Origin of the sequence: Amycolatopsis dendrobii, from assembly GCF_014145675.1 — a bacterium.
Classification (GTDB): Bacteria; Actinomycetota; Actinomycetes; order Mycobacteriales; family Pseudonocardiaceae; genus Amycolatopsis; species Amycolatopsis dendrobii.
Genome location: NZ_JACGZW010000010.1, coordinates 152,651 through 175,229, shown reverse-complemented (window position 1 = coordinate 175,229; position 22,579 = coordinate 152,651). Strand labels below are relative to the sequence as shown.

Here is a 22,579-nt window from a genome sequence, read left to right as displayed (position 1 = left end):
CGGGTCGACCTGACGGTCCTGGTCCTTCCAGGTTGGCACAGTGTGCGCGGGCGGACTGGGTCGAAGTGTAGGGCGAACCGTGGCAGGCTGGGTCGACGACCATGGCTGGCACACGCGTGGTGGGAAGGTCGGCAGAGATGACAGAGACTCCCCAGGCTTCCGGGAGCACCCGGAACTCCGGGGCCCTTGACCCGGATTCCGTCCCGGCGCACGAGGTCGCGGCGCTGGAGCGGCTGCTCGCCGCGGTGCACGACCTCGGGGACGGCAACTTCCGGCGGCGGTTCGTGGCGCACGGCGACGGGATCACCGCCCGGCTCGCGTCGGCGTTCAACGACATCGCCGAACGCAACCAGCGGCTCGTGACGGAACTCATGCGCGTGCGCGGCGAGGTCGGCCAGGAGGGCAAGCTCACCGAGCGCGTGCGCACCGAGATCGGCCCCGGCGGCTGGGCCACCGCGGTCGACACGGTCAACGGGCTGATCGAGGACGTCAGCCGCCCGGTCGTGGAGCTGGACCGGGTGCTGGGCGCGGTCGCCGAGGGCGATCTGTCGCAGCCGATGGCGCTGCAGCTGGACGGCCGTCCGCTGCGCGGGCAGTACGCCGAGCTGGCGAAGACCGTGAACGGCCTCAACGCGCAGCTTTCGCGGTTCGCCGCCGAAGTGATCCGGCTTTCCCGCGAGATCGCCGGCGAGGGCCGCCTCGGCGGCCAGGCCGAGGTCCCCGGCGTGGCCGGGACCTGGCGCGACCTCACCGACTCGGTCAACTTCCTCGCCGACAACCTCACCGAGCAGGTCCGGAACATCGCCTCGGTCACCACGGCGGTGGCCCGCGGCGACCTGACGCAGAAGATCAACGTCGACGCCCGGGGCGAAATCCTCGAGCTGAAGAACACCATCAACACGATGGTCGACCAGCTCTCGTCGTTCGCCGACGAGGTCACCCGGGTGTCGCGCGAGGTCGGTTCCGAGGGACGCCTCGGCGGCCAGGCACGCGTGCCGGGCGTGGCGGGCACCTGGCGCGACCTCACCGACTCGGTGAACCTGATGGCGGACAACCTGACCGACCAGGTCCGGAACATCTCGCAGGTCGCCACGGCGGTCGCGGCGGGCGATCTGACGAAGAAGATCGACGTCGACGCGCGGGGCGAGATCCTGCAGCTGAAGACGACGCTGAACACGATGGTCGACCAGCTCTCGTCCTTCGCCGACGAGGTCACCCGAGTCGCCCGCGAGGTCGGCAGCGAGGGCCGCCTCGGCGGTCAGGCGGAAGTCCCCGGCGCGGCGGGCACGTGGCGGGGTCTGACCGACTCGGTCAACCAGATGGCCGACAACCTGACCGACCAGGTCCGGAACATCTCGCACGTGACCACCGCGGTCGCGAAGGGCGACCTGACGCAGAAGATCACCGTCGACGCGCGCGGCGAGATCCTCGAGCTCAAGACCACGATGAACACGATGGTCGACCAGCTCTCGTCCTTCGCCGACGAGGTCACCCGAGTGGCCCGCGAAGTGGGTACGGAAGGGCAGCTGGGCGGCCAGGCCACCGTGCCCGGGGTCGCCGGCATCTGGCGCGACCTGACCGGCTCGGTGAACTTCATGGCCAACAACCTCACCGCGCAGGTCCGGAACATCGCGCAGGTCGCGACGGCGGTCGCGCGGGGCGACCTGACCAAGAAGATCGCGGTCGACGCCAAGGGCGAGATCCTCGAACTCAAGACCACGCTGAACACGATGGTCGACCAGCTGTCCGCCTTCGCCGACGAAGTCACCCGCGTGTCCCGCGAAGTCGGCACGGACGGAAAGCTCGGCGGCCAGGCGACCGTGCCGGGCGTCGCGGGCACTTGGAAGGACCTCACCGACAACGTCAACTTCATGGCCAACAACCTGACCGAGCAGGTGCGGAACATTTCGCACGTCACCTCGGCGGTGGCCCGCGGCGACCTGACGCAGAAGATCACCGTCGACGCGCGCGGCGAGATCTTGGAGCTCAAGAACATCCTGAACACGATGGTCGACCAGCTGTCCGCCTTCGCGGACGAGGTCACCCGGGTCGCGCGCGAGGTCGGCACCGAAGGACGGCTGGGCGGTCAGGCGCGCGTCCCCGGCGTCGCGGGGATCTGGAAAGACCTCACCGACAACGTGAACGTCATGGCCGACAACCTGACCGTGCAGGTCCGGAGCATCGCCACGATGGCGAGCGCGGTGGCGAACGGCGACCTGTCGAAGAAGATCTCGATCGACGCGGCGGGCGAGGTCGCGGCGCTGGCCGGGACGCTGAACGACATGGTCGAGACGCTGCGCGCGTTCGCCGACGAGGTCACCCGGGTCGCCCGGGAAGTGGGCACGGAAGGCATCCTCGGCGGTCAGGCGCGGGTCCCCGGCGTGGCCGGGACCTGGAAGGACCTGACCGAGAACGTCAACTTCATGGCGCACAACCTGACCAGCCAGGTGCGGAACATCTCGCAGGTCACGACGGCGGTCGCGCGCGGCGACCTGTCCCGCAAGATCGACGTCGACGCCCGGGGCGAGATCCTGGAGCTCAAGACGACGATGAACACGATGGTGGACCAGCTGTCGGCGTTCGCCGCGGAGGTCACCCGGGTCGCCCGGGAGGTCGGCACCGAGGGCAAGCTGGGCGGTCAGGCCGAGGTCGAAGGCGTGTCCGGCACCTGGAAGCGGCTGACCGAGAGCGTGAACCAGCTGGCGGGCAACCTGACCACGCAGGTCCGCGCGATCGGCCAGGTCGCGACGGCGGTCACCGCGGGCGATCTGACCCGGCACATCACCGTGGACGCGTCCGGCGAGCTGGCGGACCTCAAGGACAACATCAACCAGATGATCGCGAACCTCAAGGAGACGACCTCCGCGAACCGCGAACAGGACTGGCTGAAGACGAACCTGGCGCGGCTGTCCGGCCGGATGCAGGGGCACCGCGACCTCGCTTCGGTGGCGACCCTGATCCTGTCCGAGCTGGCCCCGCTGGTGAGCGCGCAGCAGGGCGCGTTCTTCATCGCGCACGACGACGAGGACGCCGGAGACCCGGACAAGCTGCTCGACTGCATCGCCGCCTACGGCCTCGCCCAGGCCCGCACCGGCCTGCGCTTCCGGCTCGGCGAATCGCTGATCGGCCAGGCCGCCGTGGACCGGCGGACGATACTGGTCAACGGCGCTCCCCCGGAGTACGCGCTGGTGTCGTCCGGGCTCGGCTCGGCCCCGCCGGTCAACGTGATCGTGCTGCCGGTGCTGTTCCAGGGCGAGGTGCTCGGCGTGCTGGAACTGGCGTCGGTCAACGAGTTCTCCGCGGTGCACCTGGACCTGCTGGAGCAGTTGCGGCACACGATCGGCGTCAACGTGAACACGATCCTGTCGAACTCGCGCACCGAGGCGCTGCTGACCGAATCGCAGCGGCTGGCCCAGGAATTGCGCGCGCGGTCCGAGCAGTTGCAGGCCCAGCAGGGCGAACTGCGCCGGTCGAACACCGAGCTGGCCGAGAAGGCGGCGCTGCTGGCCCAGCAGAACCGCGACATCGAGGTCAAGAACATCGAGATCGAGCAGGCTCGCCAGGAGCTCGAGGAACGGGCCGGGCAGCTGACGGTCGCGTCGCAGTACAAGAACGAGTTCATGGCGAACATGTCGCACGAGCTGCGAACTCCGCTCAACAGCGCGCTGATCCTGGCGAAACTGCTGTCGGAGAACCCGGAGGGCAACCTCACGGAGAAGCAGATCCAGTTCGCGAAGACGATCTGGGCGGCCGGGTCCGACCTCCAGCAGCTGATCAACGACATCCTGGACCTGGCGAAGGTCGAGGCCGGGAAGCTGGACCTGCAGATGTCCGACGTGACGCTGCCGGAACTGGTGAACTACGTCGAATCCCTGTGCCGGCCTTTGACCGCGGACAAGGGCCTGGAGTTCGCGGTCCTGATCGACCCGCCGGTGCCGGGCAGCGTGCACACCGACGAACACCGCCTCCAGCAGGTGCTCCGGAACCTCCTCTCGAACGCCGCGAAGTTCACCGACGAAGGCGGCGTACGCCTGCACATCCGGATGGCGGACCCCGAAGAAGTCGAGCAGGAGTCGCTGCGCTCGGCGGCCGGGATCATCGCGTTCGGCGTCGAGGACACCGGCATCGGCATCCCCGAGGAGAAGCTGGAAGTCATCTTCGACGCGTTCCGCCAAGCGGATGGAACGACCAGCCGCAAATACGGCGGCACCGGCCTGGGCCTGTCGATCAGCCAGCAGCTGACCGAGCTGTTGAGCGGCGAACTGCGGGTCAGCAGCGTCCCCGGCCGGGGCAGCACCTTCACGCTGTACCTGCCGGTCGGCGCCGCGAACCTGATCGCTCCCACGACGCCCGTGCGGCCCACCCCCAAGCTGCCGGTCCTGCCGAGCACCATCACCGTGGCAGAGCCGAACAGCGCCCCGAAACGCTTCAACGGCGAAAAGGTCCTCATCGTCGACGACGACCTGCGCAACGTCTTCGCCCTCGCAGCGGTCCTGGAACAGGCCGGATTGGAAGTCATCTACGCCGACACCGGCGTGGCCGGAATCCGGGCACTGGAACGCCACGAGGACACCGCACTGGTGCTGATGGACGTGATGATGCCGGAGCTGGACGGCAACGCCACCATCGCAGCCATCCGCGCCGAGGCGGCCCACGAAGACTTGCCTGTGATCGCCGTCACCGCGAAAGCGACGGAGGAAGACCGCGAACGAACCCTGGCCTCCGGTGCGGACGACTACATCACGAAGCCGGTGGACACAGACCTGCTGCTGGACGTGATCGCCGCCCGCCTGGAGGCGGACGCGGCGTCGTCCTCGTCGGACGGAGAAGTACTGGAGCGGGTGACGGGAATCGAACCCGCGTAGCTAGTTTGGAAGACTAGGGCTCTACCATTGAGCTACACCCGCAGCGCCCTCGGTGACCCGGGAGCGAAGCAAGCTTAGCGTGCCCGCTAGGGTGGGTCGTACACCCCCCGGGTACATGGGTTCCGGAGGCCTCGAGAGGGTCCGGAAGCCAGGGCTTCGGGGGTGCCGGGATGTGGCGCAGCTTGGTAGCGCATCCGCTTTGGGAGCGGAGGGTCGCAGGTTCAAATCCTGTCATCCCGACCCTGATGGGGGCTGGACCTGCGGGTTCAGCCCCTTTTTCGTGCAGTGAGGCGCGGGGCGGGTGCTTGTGCGGTGGTTGGCGGCTCTTCTGTTTGAGGATTTCACCTGCGCGCCCGAGCCCTAATCCTCGCTCCCGCGTCCTGGCGGGCGTTGATCGACGAGTGGGCTATGTCACTCGAGGCCGAGACCAAGAGTCCCCGCACGATCCGCGGCTACTGCGACACCGTGCGCTTCTTCCGCATCTGGCTCGCCGACCCGATCGCACCGCCCGAAGCAGACGACCCCGAGGCGTGGCTCGCTTCCGTTCCGCCCGAGCCCGAAGACTACGAACCGAACCACGGCTAACGGTGGGTCGCCTACCGCATCGCAACAACCAGTCCTGGCAATGCGAACAACAATCGCCGTGCGTTGAGCGCGTGGTTCCACTGGCTGATAGCTGAGGAGGCGATCGAGCACCATCCGATGACCCGCATGAAACCGCCGCACATCCCGGACCAGCCGATTCCTATCACCCCGGTGGCATGCATCAAGGAGGTGCTCCGGAACTGCCAAGGCCGCGACTTCCACAGCCGCCGCGACGAAGTACCTGTGGTACCGAATCGGAGAACAGCTCCCGCAGGTCAAGAACCTCAGTGTCACCCCCCCACTGGCTCAGATACACCACGCTGACCTGGGCCGAGCGCAACTTCGGGTTCGCCGTCGCAGCCGGGCACGCAGGGCACGTTCCCGTCGTCAGCCGGGCAGGCAACACGCACACCTACGTCGCGGCGAAGCTCGAAGAAATCGCTGCCGCTCTGCCAGGGCTGACCGGAGAACCGCATCCACTCGCGGCAGTCGGAGCGGAGTAAGGCTCGACGAACGGGCCGCGCCAGCAATACTGTCCTGACAAATCGGCGCCCATTCCGTCGGGGAAGCGGGACAACAGGGCGCAATCCTGTCATCTCGGCCAGATAGGGCTGGATCTACTGGCGTGAACGAGCGTCTTGACAACGAGCGCCGATACCCAAGGCACACCGCAGAAGACAGATTCCCTTTTTTAGAGTTCAACCTCCTTCCCTGCCCGGGTACGAAAAACGCACCGGGGAAAGGTTTACAAGAAGCGTCCGTTCGGTCGTATTGTCGACGCCTTCCCGGTGCTACCTTCACCCTGTCGACAGTCAAGAAGTCGGCCGACAGAGCACATTCACCGAATAGGTCCGACACTGGCGCATCGCACTTACTCACAGCAGGCACCAAAGACGCGCAACAGGGGCTCGGTTGACGACAGGGGGTATATGCGTTTTTCGGCGCGCGGGCCGCAAGAACATGGAGAAACCGTTGATAAAAGGCGGTCGCGATACAAGCCCGCCACGCGCCAGACCGAGAAATGAAACCATGATCGATGCTTTCCTACCGCGCATCCCATGACGCAGGATGCTGAATTATCCGACGAGATTTGATTTTTTCGCATGACTGCAGATACTCAAATCTCATCCGTGAAGCAATGAACCAGTAGCGCCCTGAATTGGCGCGACAGCCGGTGCACCGTTGCGCAATAGCGAACGACCCCAGCATCGCTGCGGTCCATTGCGAAATCCGGTTCCACAGCAGGTTTCGAAACGGAAATTGCGGTATTCGATCGACTCTTCAGAAGAGAGGTGTTCGCTCGATGTCACGAAGAAGATCGGGCCGGTGGAAGGCGGGCGGGGCGCTGGCCGTGCTCGCGTCGTTGTGCATGATCGCGAGTTCGCTGCCCGCACAGGCCGTGGAACCACGGGCCGAGACGCGCAGGCTGGTGGGGTATGTCGTTTCTGATCCGGAGCTGGCGAAGCACCCCGAGAAGATAGTGACAGCACTGCAGCGGGACGGATCTCTGGACGCGCTGGGGATTAAACCAGTGTCCAGATCCGAGGGCGGGAAGACCGTGCTGTCTCCCCCTCCGTTGCAAGCTGTCGACGACCCGCCCTACGTCGTCGACAGCGCAGCGTTCGACCGGGGCGCCAAACCCGTCGAGCCCTACCAGTACGTCCAGACCCCGGCTGAGTGCTGGGGCAACACCTCGGTGTTCCACGACGCGGGGTGGATCAAGAACCGGTTCTCCTACTGCCAGCTCAAGATGAACTGGGCGGTGGACCTGAAATGCTCGATCCTCAGGTGCCGGCCGATCGGCTACCTGGCGGTGTTCAACACGCTCATCGGCTACGGCAAGATCGGCGGCGACCCCGCGAAGCCCGAGCGGCGCTTCGCTGACTTCCAGCTGCTGTCCGAGCCGATCATCACCAACGGCACGTTCGACAAGCCCACCGCGCGCATGAAGGCGACCTTCAAATGCGCCGGCGAGTACCGCATCAAGAACGGCGACCTCGGCAACGGCGACGCGTGCCATCCGCAGGCCGGCCGCGACAGCAGAGAGGACCTCCTCTCAGCATGGAAGGCCAACCCGCAGACCTGGTTCACCCTGCAGTCGGAGGGCTATCCCGCGAGCCCGCAGTACGGCGAGCAACTGGCTCAAGGGGTGTTCCACACCGAATACGAGTTCGCGCCCGACGCCGACATCACCCTCAACTTCGCCAAGAGTTTCGAAGGGGGCGTGCGCTTCGACAGCGCGGATTACCTGTGGGACAAACAGGGCAGCATCTTCGACCGCGCCGTGCCCGGACTCGCGTTCTCCAAGAGCGACCCCAAGGTCGGGCGGCACGCCAAGTTCGTCGAGGAGTCCCGCGCCAACCCCGGCGCCACCTGGCCCGCGAAGGCGGACAAGAAACTACTCGGCGGCTCCCCCGCCCATGCCGACTCCCTGCACCGCGTGGCTCGCGCCAAGGGCCATGACATCGTGCTCGACCGCAACCGAGACACTTCGGAAGCCGCCTGCAAGGCCGCGGGGATGCCAGCACCGCTGCCCGACGAACCGTCACCAGTCGACTGCGACGAATACGCCTACGCCTCCACCTACGAAGGGGCCGGGGACTGGCTGGACCCGGGCAAGCACACGAACGACTTCGCGGTCCGATGGGTCAACCACGACCACAACACCGAAGCTGGCAGACGACTGTACTCCTGGTATCAGACGCATCGGATCCTGGACGTGGAACTGCTGGTTCCCGAGCGCCACGACGCCCTGGACCCGCACGACCAGGAACGTTTCTTCATCCCGATTACTCCGTAGAGCGGCTGAGCGGTCCTGAGGACCGGATAGCCTGCGGGTGCGCCCGGCGAACACACCGGACGCACCCGCCTTTCGCCCATCAACCAGATGCCTGGCGCACGCAGGAGGCTGGCCCGAGTGACCGAACCGGTGACACAAGCGTGGCAGCGGATCACCGCGGTGCTGCGAGAACATGCACCAGCCACCGCGCACGCGATCCACCCCGCAGGCCCGGCCGACAACATCCGGGAGCTTGAACGCATTGTGGGCCGCCGCCTGCCCGCCGACCTGCTGACGTGGTGGAGCGTCACGGACGGTGTCGACGACCGGCGCGACTATCGTGCCGGGTCGCTGATACCGACCCATTTCATGCCGCTCTCGGTGACACGCGCCCGAGAGGAATACGCGGGCAATGCGGAGTACCCAGACCCCGGCTGCTGCACCGCGTACGGCGAACATCGCAAACCAGCAGGCGAGCCCGCATTCCCTTACTGCACCGCCCTCGTCCCGGTCTGCCGCTCCATCGACGGCGGCCTGCTTTGCGTCGACCTCCGCCCCGGCCAGGACCACGGCTGCGTCATGACCTGGTACGCCAGCGAAGGGGCCTACGCTGTCGAATGGGACGACGTCACAGCCATGCTCGCCTACGTCGCCGAACGCCTCGACGACCACGCAGCCGGACGCGTGCCCGACCGACCCGAAAGCCGCGTCGTCATCGACAACGACGGGGCACTGAACTGGGGCATGGCCGCGAACTAGCGCGACGGAACACAGAACTCGCCCTGCCGCGGGACTTGTCCGCGGGCCGGACGAGCCGCCGAGTGCCGCAGCACCGCGCAGATGCGCCTGACGTTCCAGTTTGCGGCGGCGGCAATGGTCCGGTGAATGAGTTCGGGCAGAAGCTGCACTGGCCCGGCCCGCGTTGAGCAGCAAGGGGCCATGTCACCCGAAACAGAGAACAAGAGGCCCATACGCGCGGCGGTTGCTGCCGACGCCGTGTGCTTTTCCATATCCGGCTCGCCGACCCGGTCGCACCATCCGGCGTCGAGGGCTCGAAGCGCGGCCGGATCGGTACCGCTGGAGCCAGCCGAGCCCGAGGACACCGAACGGAGGGAACCCCGAGTTTCGCTGAACCCCGTCAGCTCCAGCCCGCCGGGTTCGAACCCGTCTCGTAGTCGACAGGGCTGACGTGCTCCCATTCTTTTCCTGTCGAACTCTCGTAGGCGTGTTGCGCGACGTAGAGCAGGAATTCCGCCTCAGGCCCGCCGACCCCGGTGTACGAACGGAATTTCTCCGGGTCTTCGAGAACGGACCGGTAGGCCTGCTCCCCCGCCAGCACCACCGCTCCCCGGTAGTACAGGAAGGAATCGCTGGAGAGAGGCAAACCGGTGGCGGCGGACGGCACCGCGGCAAGCTCTGACCGGTCCAGGTCGTAGAGACGCTGGGCGAGGATGTCCTCGAACTGCTTGATCTCCGCTTCCCCGCGCCTGCCGAGTTCCGCTTCCAGGGGAGCGAAAGCGGCCTGATCCGTCGCCGGAGGGTCCCGCCGCACCAAGGAGACGAGTGCCCAGAACTCGTGGTCGTTCATCAGGGCCTGTTCCTTCCGGGTGAGTCGATGGTGTCGCCGAGACAACCGATACCGCCCAGTTCTTCGATCGATGCGGCTTCGGCTCGCGCACGGCCCTTCCGGCGGGAAAGCCGCGCGCGCCAACGGGTTCCTCGGCAACGGCCAGTCCGACCGGGTCGGGAAGTCGGGGCAGAGACCCGGGGCTCCAGACCAGGTCACTGGCAGACACCCGCCTCGCCGAATGCCCGCTCGTCCATGACATTCCTTCCGCCTGAGGATCTGCATGCGACTGCCGCCTCCGGGAACCCCTGAATTCGATCAATACTGGATCTCGTCCAGCCATTCAAAACCACCAGAGCTGGCACGCAGTTGCGTGAGCCCTTGCTTCAGGCAGCCGTCGAGACTGGCTGCCTCGGCACGGATGAATCCCTGCCCGTCGAGCCCCGGGCCCGACATCACCAACGTCCACGGCTTACCACCCTCCGCCATCCTCTCGTCGTCCACTTTGAGGATTGCGGTGATGCCTGAGCGGCCCAGCTTCTCCATAAGCTGCTCGATATTCGTCACATTCACTCCCGTCGACAGTCTTTCCAGGCTGCCGATTTATCGTTGATGGCATACCGCTTATTTCTTAACACCGAGCACTACGACGACTTCAGCTGGTTCCGCGGGATCGTCGCCGTAGACGGACACCGTGTTCAAGTCGCGTTCCACGGGCAATTCCAGACGGATCACGCCGCGGTGCAACAGTTCGAGCCCCTGCGGAATGGCGGGCTCTTCGACGCACGCGACAGCAACCGGTCCGCTGGCCGACTGACGAACGGACACGTGCAACGAATCCTTGCCGGCATGCACATTCTCGCGAGCTGGATCCCAGCCCGCGTGGTCGTCGACGCTGTCCGGGGAAGAAACCACCAGCAGGCCGAAGGAAAACCGGGCCGCTCCGCCTCCGTAGTAGAGGTCACCGTGGCTGTCGAAGTCCGAAAAGCCCGCCACTGTCAGTACTACTCCCGGCCTGGTCCTGGACACGGCTGCTCTGGTGGGGAGAGCAGGCTCAGGCATGAGGATAGCGTCCCGGGGAATTTTCGCCATTAGTTCACGACGTCCACCGGCGTCGTTTTTCGTTACCCCTTTGTGCGCACCGACACAAATCGTCCTGCCGGTCACCGGAGCTCGCGGAGGTGTCTTACGCTCCTTTCCGCTGATCAAGAATCAAGGAGGACACGGGTGCGCTCCCGTATTCAGGCCGCACGCCGTGGGGGCGTCGCCGGTCTTGTCGTCGCGATCGTCGCGATGCTCATGGCAATAGTCTCTCCCGCACAGGCGTCCATTCTCTGCGACCGGCATCCGGAGCTGGCGGCGTGCAAGGCCGCCGATCGGGCCAAAGCGGCGCTCGTGGCGGGCAAGGCGGTCGCCCGCACCCAGCTCGGCGCTCTGGTGTTCGGGCACGTGCGCCAGGGCATCGCAGAGGTCGCCGGTCACGCGCTCAAGGAAGCCGCCCGGACCTTGGACGAGGTCGGGGAAGCGATCGACGCCGGAGACGTCTCCCGGGCGAACCAGGCGCTCGACCGGTTCCGCGAGGACTCGCTGCAGCCCTTGCGCGACACCGTCGTCGCGACGTCGGTCGTGGTGAAGTCTCTGCCCGAACTGGCTGCGATCGCCAAGTCGGCCATAGCGCAGTTCAACGCGCTCCCGGATCTGGACATCCACATCGACGTCGCCGCGCTGGAAGCCAACAACCGCGGGCTGGCGGCCACCGCGGCCGGCATCGCGCAGGCGGCGGCCCAGCTGGACGACAGCGCCGCCCGGATCCGCGTCGCCATGGCGCAGGCCGACCGGGATTTCGCCGGGGCCAAACGCGATCTGACCGCGGCGAACACGATCCTCGCCGAGGCCAACCGGACCCTGGACAAGTTCACGGCCACCCCGTGGATGCCGGTGGGCGGGTTGTCGCTGAAGGGCATCACCTTCGATTTCGACGAGGCCTTCGGCCACCCGACCCATTCGGGCTCGCTCAATCCGGACGTCAAGGCGGTCCTGTCGGCCGTGACGGACTTCCTTCCCGGGATCGGCAGCGTCAAGAGCGCGGTCGAGGCGATCGTCGGGAAGGACGCGTTCACCCAGCAGGAACTCGACGGTTTCGAACGCGCCCTCTACGGCATGGCCGCGGTCCCGGTCGGCGGCGGCGCCCTCAAGAAGCTCCTCGCCGTCGAACGAGCGGCGAAGGTTTCCCGCGCGATCGAGCTCGCGGCGAAGAACGGGGCCAAAAACTGGCGCGTTTCGTTCGACGCACTGCCCCAGGGCAAGAACAGCGGCGTGAAAATCGTGTCGAACGCCACCGAGCTGCGGACGCTGTTCGACCATTGGACCGCGGGCGCACGGAGGCTCCCCTCACGCGGAGACAAGATCCCCGACGTGTACGACCTCGGCGAAGGCGTCACTATTCAGTGGCGGAACATGTCCAGATCAGGCGGCGAAACCATCGACTTCGACACGCCGCTCAAAGAAAAGCTCAAGGTGCACGTTGATGGATGAGTCAGGTTCGCCAGCGCCGAACGATGTCGAGCGGGTCGTCGCCGAGACCATCGCGGACGGTCTCGACGACTGGGTTCCGCTGGATTGGCTGATCACCAACGCCGCACAGGTGGTTCCCGAAGACAGCGACCGCTTCACCGGATTCTTCGCCTCCGTGCTCGACTGCCTGCTCCGCGAAGAACTGATGGTCGTGGGCGAGATCGGCAACACCGGATTCGAACCATGGCCCCCCGCCGCCGTCGAAGACACCGTGGACCGCGTCGTCCGCGACTGCCAAGCAGTCGGCTGGCGACCCCGGCTGGGCCTGTACTGGCTCGCCAACACGCCGGAAGGGGACCGCCGGGCGCGGTGAACCTCGGCGCTAACTCCGGCGGAGCCGGGCCAGGGTGTGTTCGACGTTGCGGCGCGTCGCCTGTACGGCGGCGTCCGGATCGCCGGCTTCGATGGCGGCTACCAGGTCGTGGTGCGCGTGGTTCGGGTCCCCTTCGGTGTCCAGGGTGGTGACGCTGGTGGCCACGGCGCGCATGGCGTCGAGGAAAGAGTCGAATACGTCGAGCAGCACCGGATTGTGTGCCGCGGCGACGACCGCGCGGTGGAGGGCGATGTCGGCGTCCAGCAGTTCGGGCAGCGAGCCGGCGCGGTCGCGGGCGGCCAGTGCTGTGCGGAGCGCCTTGAGGTCGGCGGCGGTGCGGCGGGTCGCGGCCAGGCCGCCCGCCTCGACCTCCAGTGCGACGCGGACCTCGTATACGTCGATCACCTCGGCCCTGCGCAGCCTGCGGTCCAAATCGGACAGTGGGGTCGCGGAGGCGACGTAGGTGCCCGAGCCTTGCTGCGAGTACAGCTGGCCTGCGGAGATCAGGGCGCGGACGGCCTCTCTCGCGGTGGACCGTCCGACCCCGAGCAGGCGGCTCAGTTCGATCTCGTTGGGCAGCTTGGCCCCGACCGGCCACTCGCCCTCGCCGATCAGCCGGCGCAGTTCCGTCGTCGCCGCGTCGACCAGTGACGTTCGGTGTACTGCCCGGACCGTCATGTCGTGTTCCTCTCCCTGCCGGGCAATCCGGCCCGTCGCGCGGCGAGGCCCGGGTGATCCGCCGATCACCCGGGCAACATATCAGGTCACCAGCTCCTCAGAAGACTTTTCGCATGGCTGAACAGGCAGGACGCGGTCGCGCAAGCGGGTGCCGAACAGCACGGCGACGCCGTAGACCACGAGCACCGCGCCGAGCGTGAACCGCAGGCCCTCGGCGTCGGCCAGCCAGCCGAACAGCGGCGAACTCAGCCCGCCGACCGACATCGCCAGGCCGAGGGTCAGCCCGCTGGCGGTGCCGGGACGAGTGGGCAGGTAGTCCTGAGCGAGCGTCACCTGGTTGGCGAACGGCAGGAACATGGCCAGGCCGAACAGCACGGCGCTGAGTTCCAGGACGAGCCGGCCCGGGCTGAGCACGATGCCCGCCAGCGCCGGAATGCCCAGCAGGTAGCCGGTTCTGATCGGCATCAGGCGGCCCATCCGGTCGCCCAGCCAGCCGCCGAGCAAGGTGCCCGCGGCGCCGGCGAGCGTGAACGAGGTCAGGGTGACCGCGGCAGCCGCGGTCGAGGCGTGCAGTTCGCGAATCGCGTACAGCGAAAGCATCGAACTCACTGTCACGTAAGGGATCGACCAGCCGACAGTCGCCGCGACAAGTCTGCCGAAGGCTCGCCAGTCGTCCGGAACGTCTGCGGTGTGCTCGGTGGCCGCGCTTCCGCTGCTGACCAAAACAGGGGCATTGCGGCGGTTAAGCAACCACAGCAACGCCATGACCAAGGCAGGGACTGCCAGCAGGTAGGTCCCGGAAAGGCCGAGCGAGCCGACTACCGCGGTGACGAGCGCGGGGGCGAGCGAACTGCCCAAGGTGCCGCCCACCGAGAACAGGCTCATCGCCTGCTGCGACCTGCCACCGGCCGCGCGGGCTTGATTGGTGGCGGGCGGATGGTAGGCGGCGACGCCGATTCCCGCTACGGCAACGCAGATCCACGTGAGAAGGTAGCTGTCCGCGAAGCCCGCGGCGGCAAGGCCGGCGGCGGCCACGAGGAAACCCATGGGTGCCAGCCAGTTGCGGTGGGACCGGTCGACGATCATGCCGAACACCGGCTGTACGACACTGGACAAACCCGTTGCGGCCAAGGCGATTCCGGACACCGCCGCGTAACTGTAGTGCCGCTCGCTCATCATGAACGGCAGCAACGCGGGCACCGCGCCCTGGTACAGATCGTTGACGACATGGGTCCCGGTCAGGAATCCCAGTTGAGCTTTTCTCATCGCTGCGCCCGCTCCAGTTGTGCCGCAACGGAAATGAGCGTCGTCTCAGCGCCGTAGCGTCCGGTGAGCAGCACGCCCGCGGGCAGCCCGCCGGGTGTCCGGAGCGCCGGGACGGTCAGCGACGGCTGGCCGGTGATGTTCGCCAGCGGGGTGAGCGGATGAAACTCCAGCATGTTCTCGAAGGTCCGCTCGGGATCCGCGTCGGCAAGGCCGCCCACCAGCGGTGGCAGGGCGGCCGTGGCGGAGCTGAGGACCACGTCGAACCGGTCGTAGCGGGTGGCGATCCGCCGGGCGGCGGCCTGCATCGACACCAGCGCGGACATGAAGGTCACGGCGTCATAGCCACGGGCTTTTTCCCGCAGCCAGCGGGTCAGCGGCAGCAGGTCCTGCTCCCGCTCGGCGGGAACCGGCACCGAGGCGGCGAGCAGCGACCACACGACGGCGAACTCCTCGCGGTAGTCGTCCGGACCGGTCGGTGCGGCGTCCGCCACGTCGTGCCCCAGATCCGCGAGCAGCGCGGCGGTGTCTTCGCACGCCCGCCGGCACCACGGGTCGTCGCTCGCCGGTCCGCGAAGCACGCCGATCCGCAGCCGGCCGGGGTCGCGCTCGGCGCTGTTCGCGAAGTGTCCGTCGGGCACCGGAGGCAACTGGTGAGTGTCGCCGGGGCGCGCGGCGCTCATGGCGTCCAGCAGCAGTGCCGCGTCAGCGACCGTGCGGGCGATCGGACCCGCGGTGGCCAGCCCGGCCGAGTCCGGGCCGGGAGCGGGACTCACCCGGCCCCTGGTCGGTTTGATCCCCACCAGTCCGCAGCACGCGGCGGGGATCCGCACCGAGCCGCCGCCGTCGCTGCCGTGCGCCGCGGGGGCCAGTCCCGCCGCGACCGAAGCGGCGGCCCCGCCGCTGGACCCGCCCGCGGTGCGCGCGAGGTCGTGCGGATTGCGGGCCGCGCCGAACACTGTCTCGGTGCAGGAAGAGCACCCGAACTCGGCCGCGTTGGTCTTGCCCAGCACCACCATGCCCGCCTGGCGCAACTGCGTCACGACCGCCGCGTCCACCTCGGCCACCCGATCCGCGAAGACCTTCGAACCCGCGGTGTAGCGCAGCCCCTTCACCGGCCACGTGTCCTTCACCGAGACCGGCACCCCGCACAGCGCGGGCAGATCGCGCGTGCCGGACAAGACCAGCGCCTCGGCCTCGCGTGCGGCCGCGAGCGCCCCTTCGCGGTCCACCGCGAGGTAGGCGCCCACTTTTTCGTTGTCGCGATCGATCCGGCCCAGGTACTCCTCGGCGAGCTCCACCGGGGAAACGTCGCGGGCCCGCACCGCTGCCGCCAGCTCGGCCAGCGTCAGATCCGTCATCTCAACTCCTCATGTCATCTGAGGACTTGCACGGTAGCCGAGCGCTCGAAGTTAGGCAATCCTTACTTCTGTGGCGCGACCGATTAAGTTCTCGGGGCTCGCCCGTCTGTACGAGTGCGATCGACGCACAGGAGGCTGGCATGACCCGGAAACTGATCTACGGCATGAACCTGACGCTCGACGGCCGCATCGCCGCGGCCAGGGACGACATCGGCTGGAGCGGGCCGCCGAGCGAGGAGCTGTTCCGGTGGTGGCTCGATCAGGAGCTCGCGAACAGCATGTCGCTCTACGGGCGCAAGCTGTGGGAAGCGATGAGTTCCTACTGGCCGACCGGCGACCAGCAGCCGGGCGCCACGCCTGCGGAGGTCGAGTTCGCGCGGAACTGGCGGGATACCCCGAAGGTGGTGTTCTCGTCGACGATCGACAAGGTCGGCTGGAACACCCGGCTGTACGCCGGTGACGCGGTCGCCGAGATCGCCCGGTTCAAGGACGAGGACGGCGGGCCGCTGAGCATCGGCGGCGCGACGCTCGCCGGGGCGGCCGTGCGGGCCGGGTTGGTCGACGAGTACGCGGTGGTCACCCATCCGGTCCTGGTGGGCGGGGGTACGCCGTTCTTCAGCGCGCTGGACAGCTGGGTGAACCTGAATCTGGTGGAGACCCGGACGTTTCCCGGCGGCGTGGTGCTGGCCCGATACGAGACCAGGCGGTGAGCACGGCGGTTCACAGTGCCGCGGGCAGCCCCAGCCATGGTTTGCCGGCGACCTCGAACCCGGTGAGCTCGGCGATCTTCCCGCCGGCGATGTGCAGGACTGCGAGGTTCAGCAGCCGGTACGCCGGGTCCCCGGGAGTGCGGAGGTAGAGCGCGGCGGCGGGCATGCGGTTGACCGTCGTGGCGATGCAGCGCCAGTCGTCGCAGCCGGGTTGGAAGAGGCCGCCGGAGACCCAGCCGTCGACCGAGTCCTTGGCCGTCGTGATCACGGTGCCGGGGTCGGGCAGCATCGCGAAGCGCAGGTCGTCGCGGAGGAGGGACGTCAGCCGGTCGAGGTCGTTGCGTTCGTGGGCGTCGATGTACGACTTCACCACGTCACGCTCGACTTGCGACAGTTCGTGGGTGGCGGGGCTGCGCCAGTCGAGGCGGCGGTCGGGCAGCTGTTCGCGCATCGTCACGCGTGCCCGTTGCAGCGCGCTGGTCACCGAGGCGACGGTCAGCTCAAGGGCGTCAGCGGCCTTTGCCGCCGGCCAGCCGAGGACGTCGCGCAGGACGAGCACTGCTCGTTGCCGCGGCGGCAGGTGCTGGACGGCGACAATGAACGCCAGTTCGATCGTCTCCCTCGCGACCGCCGATTCCTGCGGGTCCTCGGGGAGCATCCGATCGGGGTAGGGCTGCAGATACGGCAGCTCAGCGGCGGGAAGCTCGGACGGCACGGGGGTGCGGTCGTTGCGCTTGTCCAGGAAGTCGAGGCAGGCGTTGGTCGCGATGCGGTAGAGCCAGGTTCGCGGCGCGGCGTGGCCTTTGAACGACTCCCGTTTGCGCCACGCGCGCAGGAACGTCTCCTGCGTCAGATCCTGGGCGTCTTCGTAGTTCGCGAGCATTCGGTAGCAGTGGACCTGCAGCTCACGCCGATGGCGCTCGGTGACGAGCGCGAACTGCGCCGGGTCCCCTGCCCGGACTGCCTCGGCGAACGCGGCTTCGTCGGCGTCCGGCGGTCCAGCGTCGGTCATGGTCGTCGATCCTCCCATCGGCGGCGGGGGTGCTGCCGGAATTGACGACCGGCGGAGGATTTCTGATCGGTCCGTGAAGGGCCCCTTGAGGGACTTGGCTTCCCGCAAGGGGCCCTGCACAGCCGATGCGCGGGATCAGTCGGTGGCGAGAGCCTTGGTGGCCGGGCCGATCCCCGCCCAGCCGCCGGACTGGGCGCTCCAGCGGTAGATGCCGCCGCCGTTGACCCCGTAGACGCCGTCGGCGTTGGCCGCGAACGAGTCGCCCGAACCGCCGATCCGGGACCAGCCGTTGGCGGTCAGCAGGTTGACGTCCTTGGTGGACGGTTCGATGCCGAGCAGTGTGTGCGCGCCCGCGTACAGCGCGCTCTGCGCCTTGCCGACGCTCGCCCAAGCGCTGCCGGTGCCGGTCCAGTGGTAGACACCGCCGCCGTTGGCCCCGTAGATGCCGTCGTCGTTGATCGCGAAACCGTCGCCGGAGGAGCCGATCTTGACCCAGGTCCCGGGTGCGGTCATCAGGTAGAGGTCGCCGGTGCCGGGCACGGTCCGGGCGAGCAGGTGGCCCGCGGCGTAGAACCTGGTCCCGGCGGGTCCGACCGTTTCCCAGCCGGTGCCGGTGCCGGTCCAGCGCAGGACGCCGCCGCCGTTGTAGCCGTAGACGCCGTCGGCGTTGACCACGAACCCGTCGCCGGGGCCGCCGATCTTCGTCCACTGGCCGGGGGTCCCGGTGTAGCGGTAGACGTCGTGGGTGTCGGCGCGAGTCGCGACCAGCGCGCTTTCGCCTGCGTAGACCCGATCGAACCCGGTGCCCAGCGTCGTCCAGGCGCTGCCGGTGCCGGAGTAGCCCAGAACGGCGCCGTTGGCGTCGATCCGGTACAGGCCGTGGTGTCCCGCGACGGTGTGCGCCGTGACCCAATCGCCGAGGTCGTCCACCCGGGCGGCGCTCACCGCGGGGTTGGTGGCGGTCTCGCCGAGGCAGTTGCGCTGATACGAACCGGTGACCACGCCGGTGATCCGGCCGTCGGCAGTGAACACCGGCCCTCCGGCGTCACCGCGGCACACGCCGCTCGTGCCGGTCGCTTCGAGGGCCAGCCCGTGGTCCGGCGCGCCGGCCGCGATGCTCAGCGAAGCCGACTGCGGGGTGTCCGGGATCCACTCGGTCGCCGTGCGGCCGAACCCGGCCACCGTCACCTGCCCGCTCGACGGCGGCGGCGTGGCAGCGAGATTCCCCAATGCGGCCCCGAGAACCGGCGCGACCAGCCGCAGCAGCACGACGTCGCGGTCGGTCCGCGGCGCCACCCGGTCCACGGCGATCTGGCGGGCCGGCTTCCCGGTCTCGGTCACCGCGGCGGTTACGGCGACGGCCGGCGGCGCGCCGTCGACCAGCCCGTCTCCGGCGTGCGCCCCGGTCTTGCCGGTCAGGCACGACGCGGTCGTCAACACCCATTGCGAGGAAACCAGCGTTCCCGTGCAGGCGTGGCCGCCGCTGGTCGAGTCGCCCCCGATCGCGAGCCGGACCAGCGCGGACGCCGCCGCCCCCGTCACCGGCGCGCCCCCGGCCACCGCGCTCGCCGGCGACGCGGCGGCCAGCAGCCCCGCGGCGGTCACCCCGGCGACACAGCCGGCCAAGCGCGTGGCTTTCCGGTTGAATCCCATGAAGAAACCCTTTCGTTCAGTACGCCCAAGCCGTCCTGACTGGCAGGCTCAACGGGGTTGACGATGAATTCAGCGGGCGTGGTCCGGAGATATCCGTCGAATGGGCCGCCGCCGTGCTCGCCCGCATTTCCGCGGTCCCGGTCATCGGGACAGCGAATGCCTCGGCCGGCGCCCGTCGAATTCGACGAGTCCACGACGATGAATCCACGGCGGCACGAGAACCCGTCCCCCCTTTTGCCGCATGCCCCTCCCCCGTTTGCCGACGCACCCGATCCGCTGAGCGCGCCGCAAATACCATCGCGCCCACCGGGCCGTCATTACCGCGGCATGCGGTGACGTACACCACATTCCACCGGCTCCGCGCATCCGGTTAAGATGCGCCGCTCCGCCGCCGCCCAGGCAGCCAAGAATTGCCAGTTATTTCGCTGCGGTTTTTCCCGGGTTTCGCATTTCCGCGCGAAGGCGGCCTCAAGCGGCGCCGTTCTCCGAACCTCCGCCGAACTTGGCCCACACCTTGCTCGCGGTATCCGCGACCGTCTCCCCGACCTCGGTGAAGACCTTCGTCAGCGGATCGGCCGAGGCCGTCCAGGAATCCTTGTACGACTTCGCCGCGGACTTCAGGTCGTCCTTCCAGTCCGTGGCCGGCGCGTCGTCGTCGCGGCGCGGGTAATCGCCGGTGAGGATTGCCCGGTATTCCTCCGACGCTGCCCATTTCTGCAGTTGCGTCGCCCGGACCACGGCGAACGGGTGGGTTTCCGTCTCGACGTACTTCAGCTTCAGCAGGCTGTCGCGGATGTCTTCGCCCGATTCGTATTCCGCGCCCTGCTCGAGGAAGGACGGGATGTCGATGCGGGACGGGTCGACGCCGCCGGCGAGCTGGATCTGCGCCCGCAGCGCGGCGGTCGGATCCTGGCCGCAGAGCAGACCCGCGCGGTCGCAGGACAGTTCGGCCTTGCGGTACCACTCGCTCAGCGCCGCGATGATCGCCCGGATGCCGAGCGCGCTGACCGGGGTCCAGGACATCGACATCTGGAGGGTGATCAGGCGCATCATGATCGTGCGGTAGACCGCGTGCCCGGACAGCACGTGCCCCATTTCGTGGCCGATGGCGAAGCGCAGCGATTCGTGGCTCATCTGGTCGACGAGCGCGGTGCTGATCCGGATGAACGGCTCGTCCATGCCGAGCGCGGACGCTTGCAGCCGCGGATCCTGGTAGACGAACAGGTTCGGCACGGCGGGAAGATCGAGCGTCTCGGCGCATTCGTGGCGCAGCCGGTCGAGTTCCGGATACTGCCGCGGTCCGACGCGGATTGACGACGCCAGCGCCATGAGCCGTTCGCCGCGCTCGTTGTAGAAGCCGGAAACGGCCTTGATCACCTGGGCGAATCCGGGCACCGCGCGCAGAGTGGCGAGCGCGCCGCGGTCCACCGGATGTTCGTAGGCCCTCGGGCTGATTCCCGGAAAACGCACGGCGGCCCGGCGCGCAGGTTCGATTTCTTCAGTCATCTCTCCCCCAATAGAAGTCGGTGGCAGCAGCCTACTCAAGGACGATCACCGGACGGTTCCGCGGGACTGGGTCCACCGGTTTTGTTGCCCATTAACGGAATCGCGGCGGATCAAGCAAGCGAAAACCCTGTTGTCCAGACCACTACGCGAGTACGGCGCGCACCACGGCACGGGGTGGGCGGATCGGCCGATCGGAGCATGCATTCGCCGAGGTTTTCGCGCGCGGGGAGTTCCGGGCATTGCTCGCCGTTTCCGCGGCCGGAGTGACGTTCGCGCCGCATCCGGTCAGCGGGCCGTTGCGGCCGGGGCACGCGGAACGGCATCCGCGCCGAGCGGCGATGATCGCGGCCGACGTCGTGCGATCGGCACGGCCGCCTCGCGGGCGACGCCGTTCTGAAATCGGTCGCTGGCGCCATCGGCGGCCGCCCCCGAGTTCAGTCCGCTGCCGCTCACCATTGACGACGCTCTCCACCGGGCGAAAACGGCGGCCGCGACCGCACCGTCCGGGCAGCGGCGCTCGACCCCGGCGAGATCCGGCAGCGCGCTGCCCGTCCGGCGGGATCGGCTGGATTGGATACGATTGGCCACGACTGCGGGGGAGGCAGCGTGGCGCACGGACCTGAAGAGCCCATCCCGGGCGTGGACCTCGACCGGCCCAGCGTGGCGCGGGTTTACGACTGGTATCTCGGCGGCACGGCCAACTGGGCGATCGACCGCGAGTTCGGCAAGATGGTCCTGTCCGCCTTCCCGGCCGGGATGTACTGCGCTCGAGCCAACCGCGCGTTCCTGCACCGCGCGGTGCGGCACCTCGTGCGACTGGGCGTGCGCCAGTTCGTCGACATCGGTTCCGGCGTCCCCACGATGGGCAACGTGCACCAGATCGCCGACGAGGTCGCGCCGGATTCCCGCGTCGTCTACATCGACCGCGAACCCGTCGCGGTCGCGCATTCCCGCATCCTGCTGGAGCGCCACGGGGATCCCGGACGCCACGCGGTGATCCAGGGCGATCTTCGCGAACCGGACGAACTGTGGCAGGCCGTCGCGGACACCGGCGTCATCGATCTCGACCAGCCGCTGGCCCTGCTGGTCACCGCGGTCCTGCACATCCAGCAGCCCGGCCCGGACGGGCGCGACCTCGGGCCGGAGGCCATCGCGCGGTACCGGGAGATGCTGCCCTCGGGCTCGTATCTGGTGCTGTCGCAGATCACCCACGAAGGGCTGCCAGAGGACATCGCCCGGCAACTGCACACGGTGATCCAGTTGTACGACACCAATGTCAGCAAGCACGTGCTGCGCTCGAACGCGGAAATCCGCGCGCTGTTCGGCGATTTCGAGTTGCTGGACCCGGGCGTCACGTGGACCGCCGCCTGGCATCCCGAGGAAAGCGGACTCACCACACCAGTTGTCGACTTCGCGGATCCGAGCGAGGCAGCGATGCTGGCCGGGGTCGCACGCAAGCCGTGAACGAAGAAGCTGTTGTGGTGCAACGGGAATGTGATCACCGGCCTTCCCAGCTCGAGCACACGCGGCCTTGGCCGGATACCCGGCCGTCTCGGGGCTACACGTCCTCGGCGCGAGAAATTCTGTAGCCTGGGCCACCGGAGCGCGATTATCCACAGTGGACGATTGTCCTCGACGTCGCTCACAAGGGTGACCTCCTCGGTGATTCCCCGGGAAGCACGTCGGCGCGCTCGTCCTTGCGCACCACCGGAT

The 22,579-nt window shown here is 68.0% G+C and carries 18 protein-coding genes and 2 tRNA genes; 10 read left to right on the top strand and 10 right to left on the bottom strand.

The genetic code is table 11. The annotated features are described in order from the left end of the window. The first annotated feature begins 137 nt into the window (after positions 1-137). Entirely contained in the window at positions 138-4,865 is a 4,728-nt protein-coding gene (locus H4281_RS29055) for a HAMP domain-containing protein (RefSeq protein WP_220507996.1), read from the top strand. Here the strand turns inward: H4281_RS29055 and H4281_RS29050 are convergent. Continuing rightward, positions 4,834-4,907 (bottom strand) — tRNA-Gly (locus H4281_RS29050). The genes H4281_RS29055 and H4281_RS29050 overlap by 32 nt on opposite strands. Positions 4,908-5,031: 124 nt before the next feature. On the opposite strand from H4281_RS29050, the gene H4281_RS29045 reads away from it, so the two are divergent. The 5 genes from H4281_RS29045 to H4281_RS29025 all read left to right on the top strand — a co-directional run bounded on the left by H4281_RS29045 (position 5,032) and on the right by H4281_RS29025 (position 8,988). After that, positions 5,032-5,105, top strand: a tRNA-Pro gene (locus H4281_RS29045). 168 nt (positions 5,106-5,273) lie between these two features. Next, the gene (locus H4281_RS29040) at positions 5,274-5,450 is read left to right on the top strand and encodes a hypothetical protein (RefSeq protein ID WP_182894083.1); all 177 of its coding nucleotides are present in this window, start codon (positions 5,274-5,276) and stop codon (positions 5,448-5,450) included. A gap of 287 nt (positions 5,451-5,737) precedes the next feature. After that, positions 5,738-5,953: a hypothetical protein gene (locus H4281_RS29035; protein ID WP_182894082.1), complete on the top strand. Its 216-nt coding sequence runs from the start codon at positions 5,738-5,740 to the stop codon at positions 5,951-5,953. An 800-nt stretch (positions 5,954-6,753) separates the two neighbouring features. Continuing rightward, positions 6,754-8,250, top strand: coding sequence for a hypothetical protein (locus H4281_RS29030; protein ID WP_182894081.1), 1,497 nt, complete (start codon positions 6,754-6,756; stop codon positions 8,248-8,250). Between the two features lie 117 nt (positions 8,251-8,367). Then, positions 8,368-8,988, top strand: a complete 621-nt coding sequence (locus H4281_RS29025; RefSeq protein WP_312872196.1) for an SMI1/KNR4 family protein — start codon at positions 8,368-8,370, stop codon at positions 8,986-8,988. A gap of 379 nt (positions 8,989-9,367) precedes the next feature. Here the strand turns inward: H4281_RS29025 and H4281_RS29020 are convergent, their stop codons facing one another. The 3 genes from H4281_RS29020 to H4281_RS29010 all read right to left on the bottom strand — a co-directional run bounded on the left by H4281_RS29020 (position 9,368) and on the right by H4281_RS29010 (position 10,792). Further along, positions 9,368-9,817 carry a DUF4240 domain-containing protein gene (locus H4281_RS29020; RefSeq protein ID WP_182894079.1) on the bottom strand — a complete coding sequence of 150 codons (450 nt, stop codon included), beginning with the start codon at positions 9,815-9,817 and terminating at the stop codon, positions 9,368-9,370. 297 nt (positions 9,818-10,114) lie between these two features. Beyond that, positions 10,115-10,363, bottom strand: coding sequence for a hypothetical protein (locus H4281_RS29015; protein ID WP_237600754.1), 249 nt, complete (start codon positions 10,361-10,363; stop codon positions 10,115-10,117). Between the two features lie 57 nt (positions 10,364-10,420). Then, positions 10,421-10,792 carry a hypothetical protein gene (locus H4281_RS29010; protein WP_182894078.1) on the bottom strand — a complete coding sequence of 124 codons (372 nt, stop codon included), beginning with the start codon at positions 10,790-10,792 and terminating at the stop codon, positions 10,421-10,423. A 231-nt stretch (positions 10,793-11,023) separates the two neighbouring features. Between H4281_RS29010 and H4281_RS46615 the strand changes: the two genes are divergently transcribed. Both H4281_RS46615 and H4281_RS29000 read left to right on the top strand, forming a co-directional pair. Next, positions 11,024-12,331: a pre-toxin TG domain-containing protein gene (locus H4281_RS46615; RefSeq protein ID WP_182894077.1), complete on the top strand. Its 1,308-nt coding sequence runs from the start codon at positions 11,024-11,026 to the stop codon at positions 12,329-12,331. Further along, entirely contained in the window at positions 12,324-12,683 is a 360-nt protein-coding gene (locus H4281_RS29000; protein ID WP_182894076.1) for a hypothetical protein, read from the top strand. Before H4281_RS46615 ends, H4281_RS29000 begins: the two co-directional genes overlap by 8 nt. A 9-nt stretch (positions 12,684-12,692) precedes the next feature. On the opposite strand, the gene H4281_RS28995 is transcribed toward H4281_RS29000, so the two are convergent. From H4281_RS28995 to H4281_RS28985, 3 genes are all read right to left on the bottom strand, one after another. After that, positions 12,693-13,361 (bottom strand): FadR/GntR family transcriptional regulator, encoded by a 669-nt coding sequence (locus H4281_RS28995; protein ID WP_182894075.1) that lies wholly within the window; start codon positions 13,359-13,361, stop codon positions 12,693-12,695. A gap of 81 nt (positions 13,362-13,442) precedes the next feature. Continuing rightward, the gene (locus tag H4281_RS28990) at positions 13,443-14,627 is read right to left on the bottom strand and encodes an MFS transporter (RefSeq protein ID WP_182894074.1); all 1,185 of its coding nucleotides are present in this window, start codon (positions 14,625-14,627) and stop codon (positions 13,443-13,445) included. Continuing rightward, positions 14,624-15,985, bottom strand: a complete 1,362-nt coding sequence (locus tag H4281_RS28985; protein WP_182894073.1) for an amidase — start codon at positions 15,983-15,985, stop codon at positions 14,624-14,626. The genes H4281_RS28990 and H4281_RS28985 overlap by 4 nt, the downstream gene beginning before the upstream one ends. 140 nt (positions 15,986-16,125) lie before the next feature. Here H4281_RS28985 and H4281_RS28980 point away from each other — a divergent pair, with 140 nt between their 5' ends. Then, positions 16,126-16,695 carry a dihydrofolate reductase family protein gene (locus H4281_RS28980; protein ID WP_182894072.1) on the top strand — a complete coding sequence of 190 codons (570 nt, stop codon included), beginning with the start codon at positions 16,126-16,128 and terminating at the stop codon, positions 16,693-16,695. Positions 16,696-16,705: 10 nt separating this feature from the next. Here H4281_RS28980 and H4281_RS28975 read toward each other — a convergent pair whose 3' ends face one another. From H4281_RS28975 to H4281_RS28965, 3 genes are all read right to left on the bottom strand, one after another. Further along, complete coding sequence (locus H4281_RS28975; RefSeq protein WP_182894071.1) at positions 16,706-17,707, bottom strand: RNA polymerase subunit sigma-70; 1,002 nt, start codon at positions 17,705-17,707, stop codon at positions 16,706-16,708. 135 nt (positions 17,708-17,842) lie between these two features. Then, positions 17,843-19,360 carry a S1 family peptidase gene (locus H4281_RS28970; RefSeq protein WP_182894070.1) on the bottom strand — a complete coding sequence of 506 codons (1,518 nt, stop codon included), beginning with the start codon at positions 19,358-19,360 and terminating at the stop codon, positions 17,843-17,845. Positions 19,361-19,828: 468 nt separating this feature from the next. After that, positions 19,829-20,866, bottom strand: a complete 1,038-nt coding sequence (locus H4281_RS28965; protein ID WP_182894069.1) for a M48 family metallopeptidase — start codon at positions 20,864-20,866, stop codon at positions 19,829-19,831. A 639-nt stretch (positions 20,867-21,505) separates the two neighbouring features. Between H4281_RS28965 and H4281_RS28960 the strand changes: the two genes are divergently transcribed. After that, positions 21,506-22,330, top strand: coding sequence for an SAM-dependent methyltransferase (locus H4281_RS28960; protein WP_182894334.1), 825 nt, complete (start codon positions 21,506-21,508; stop codon positions 22,328-22,330). Positions 22,331-22,579: the final 249 nt, after the last annotated feature.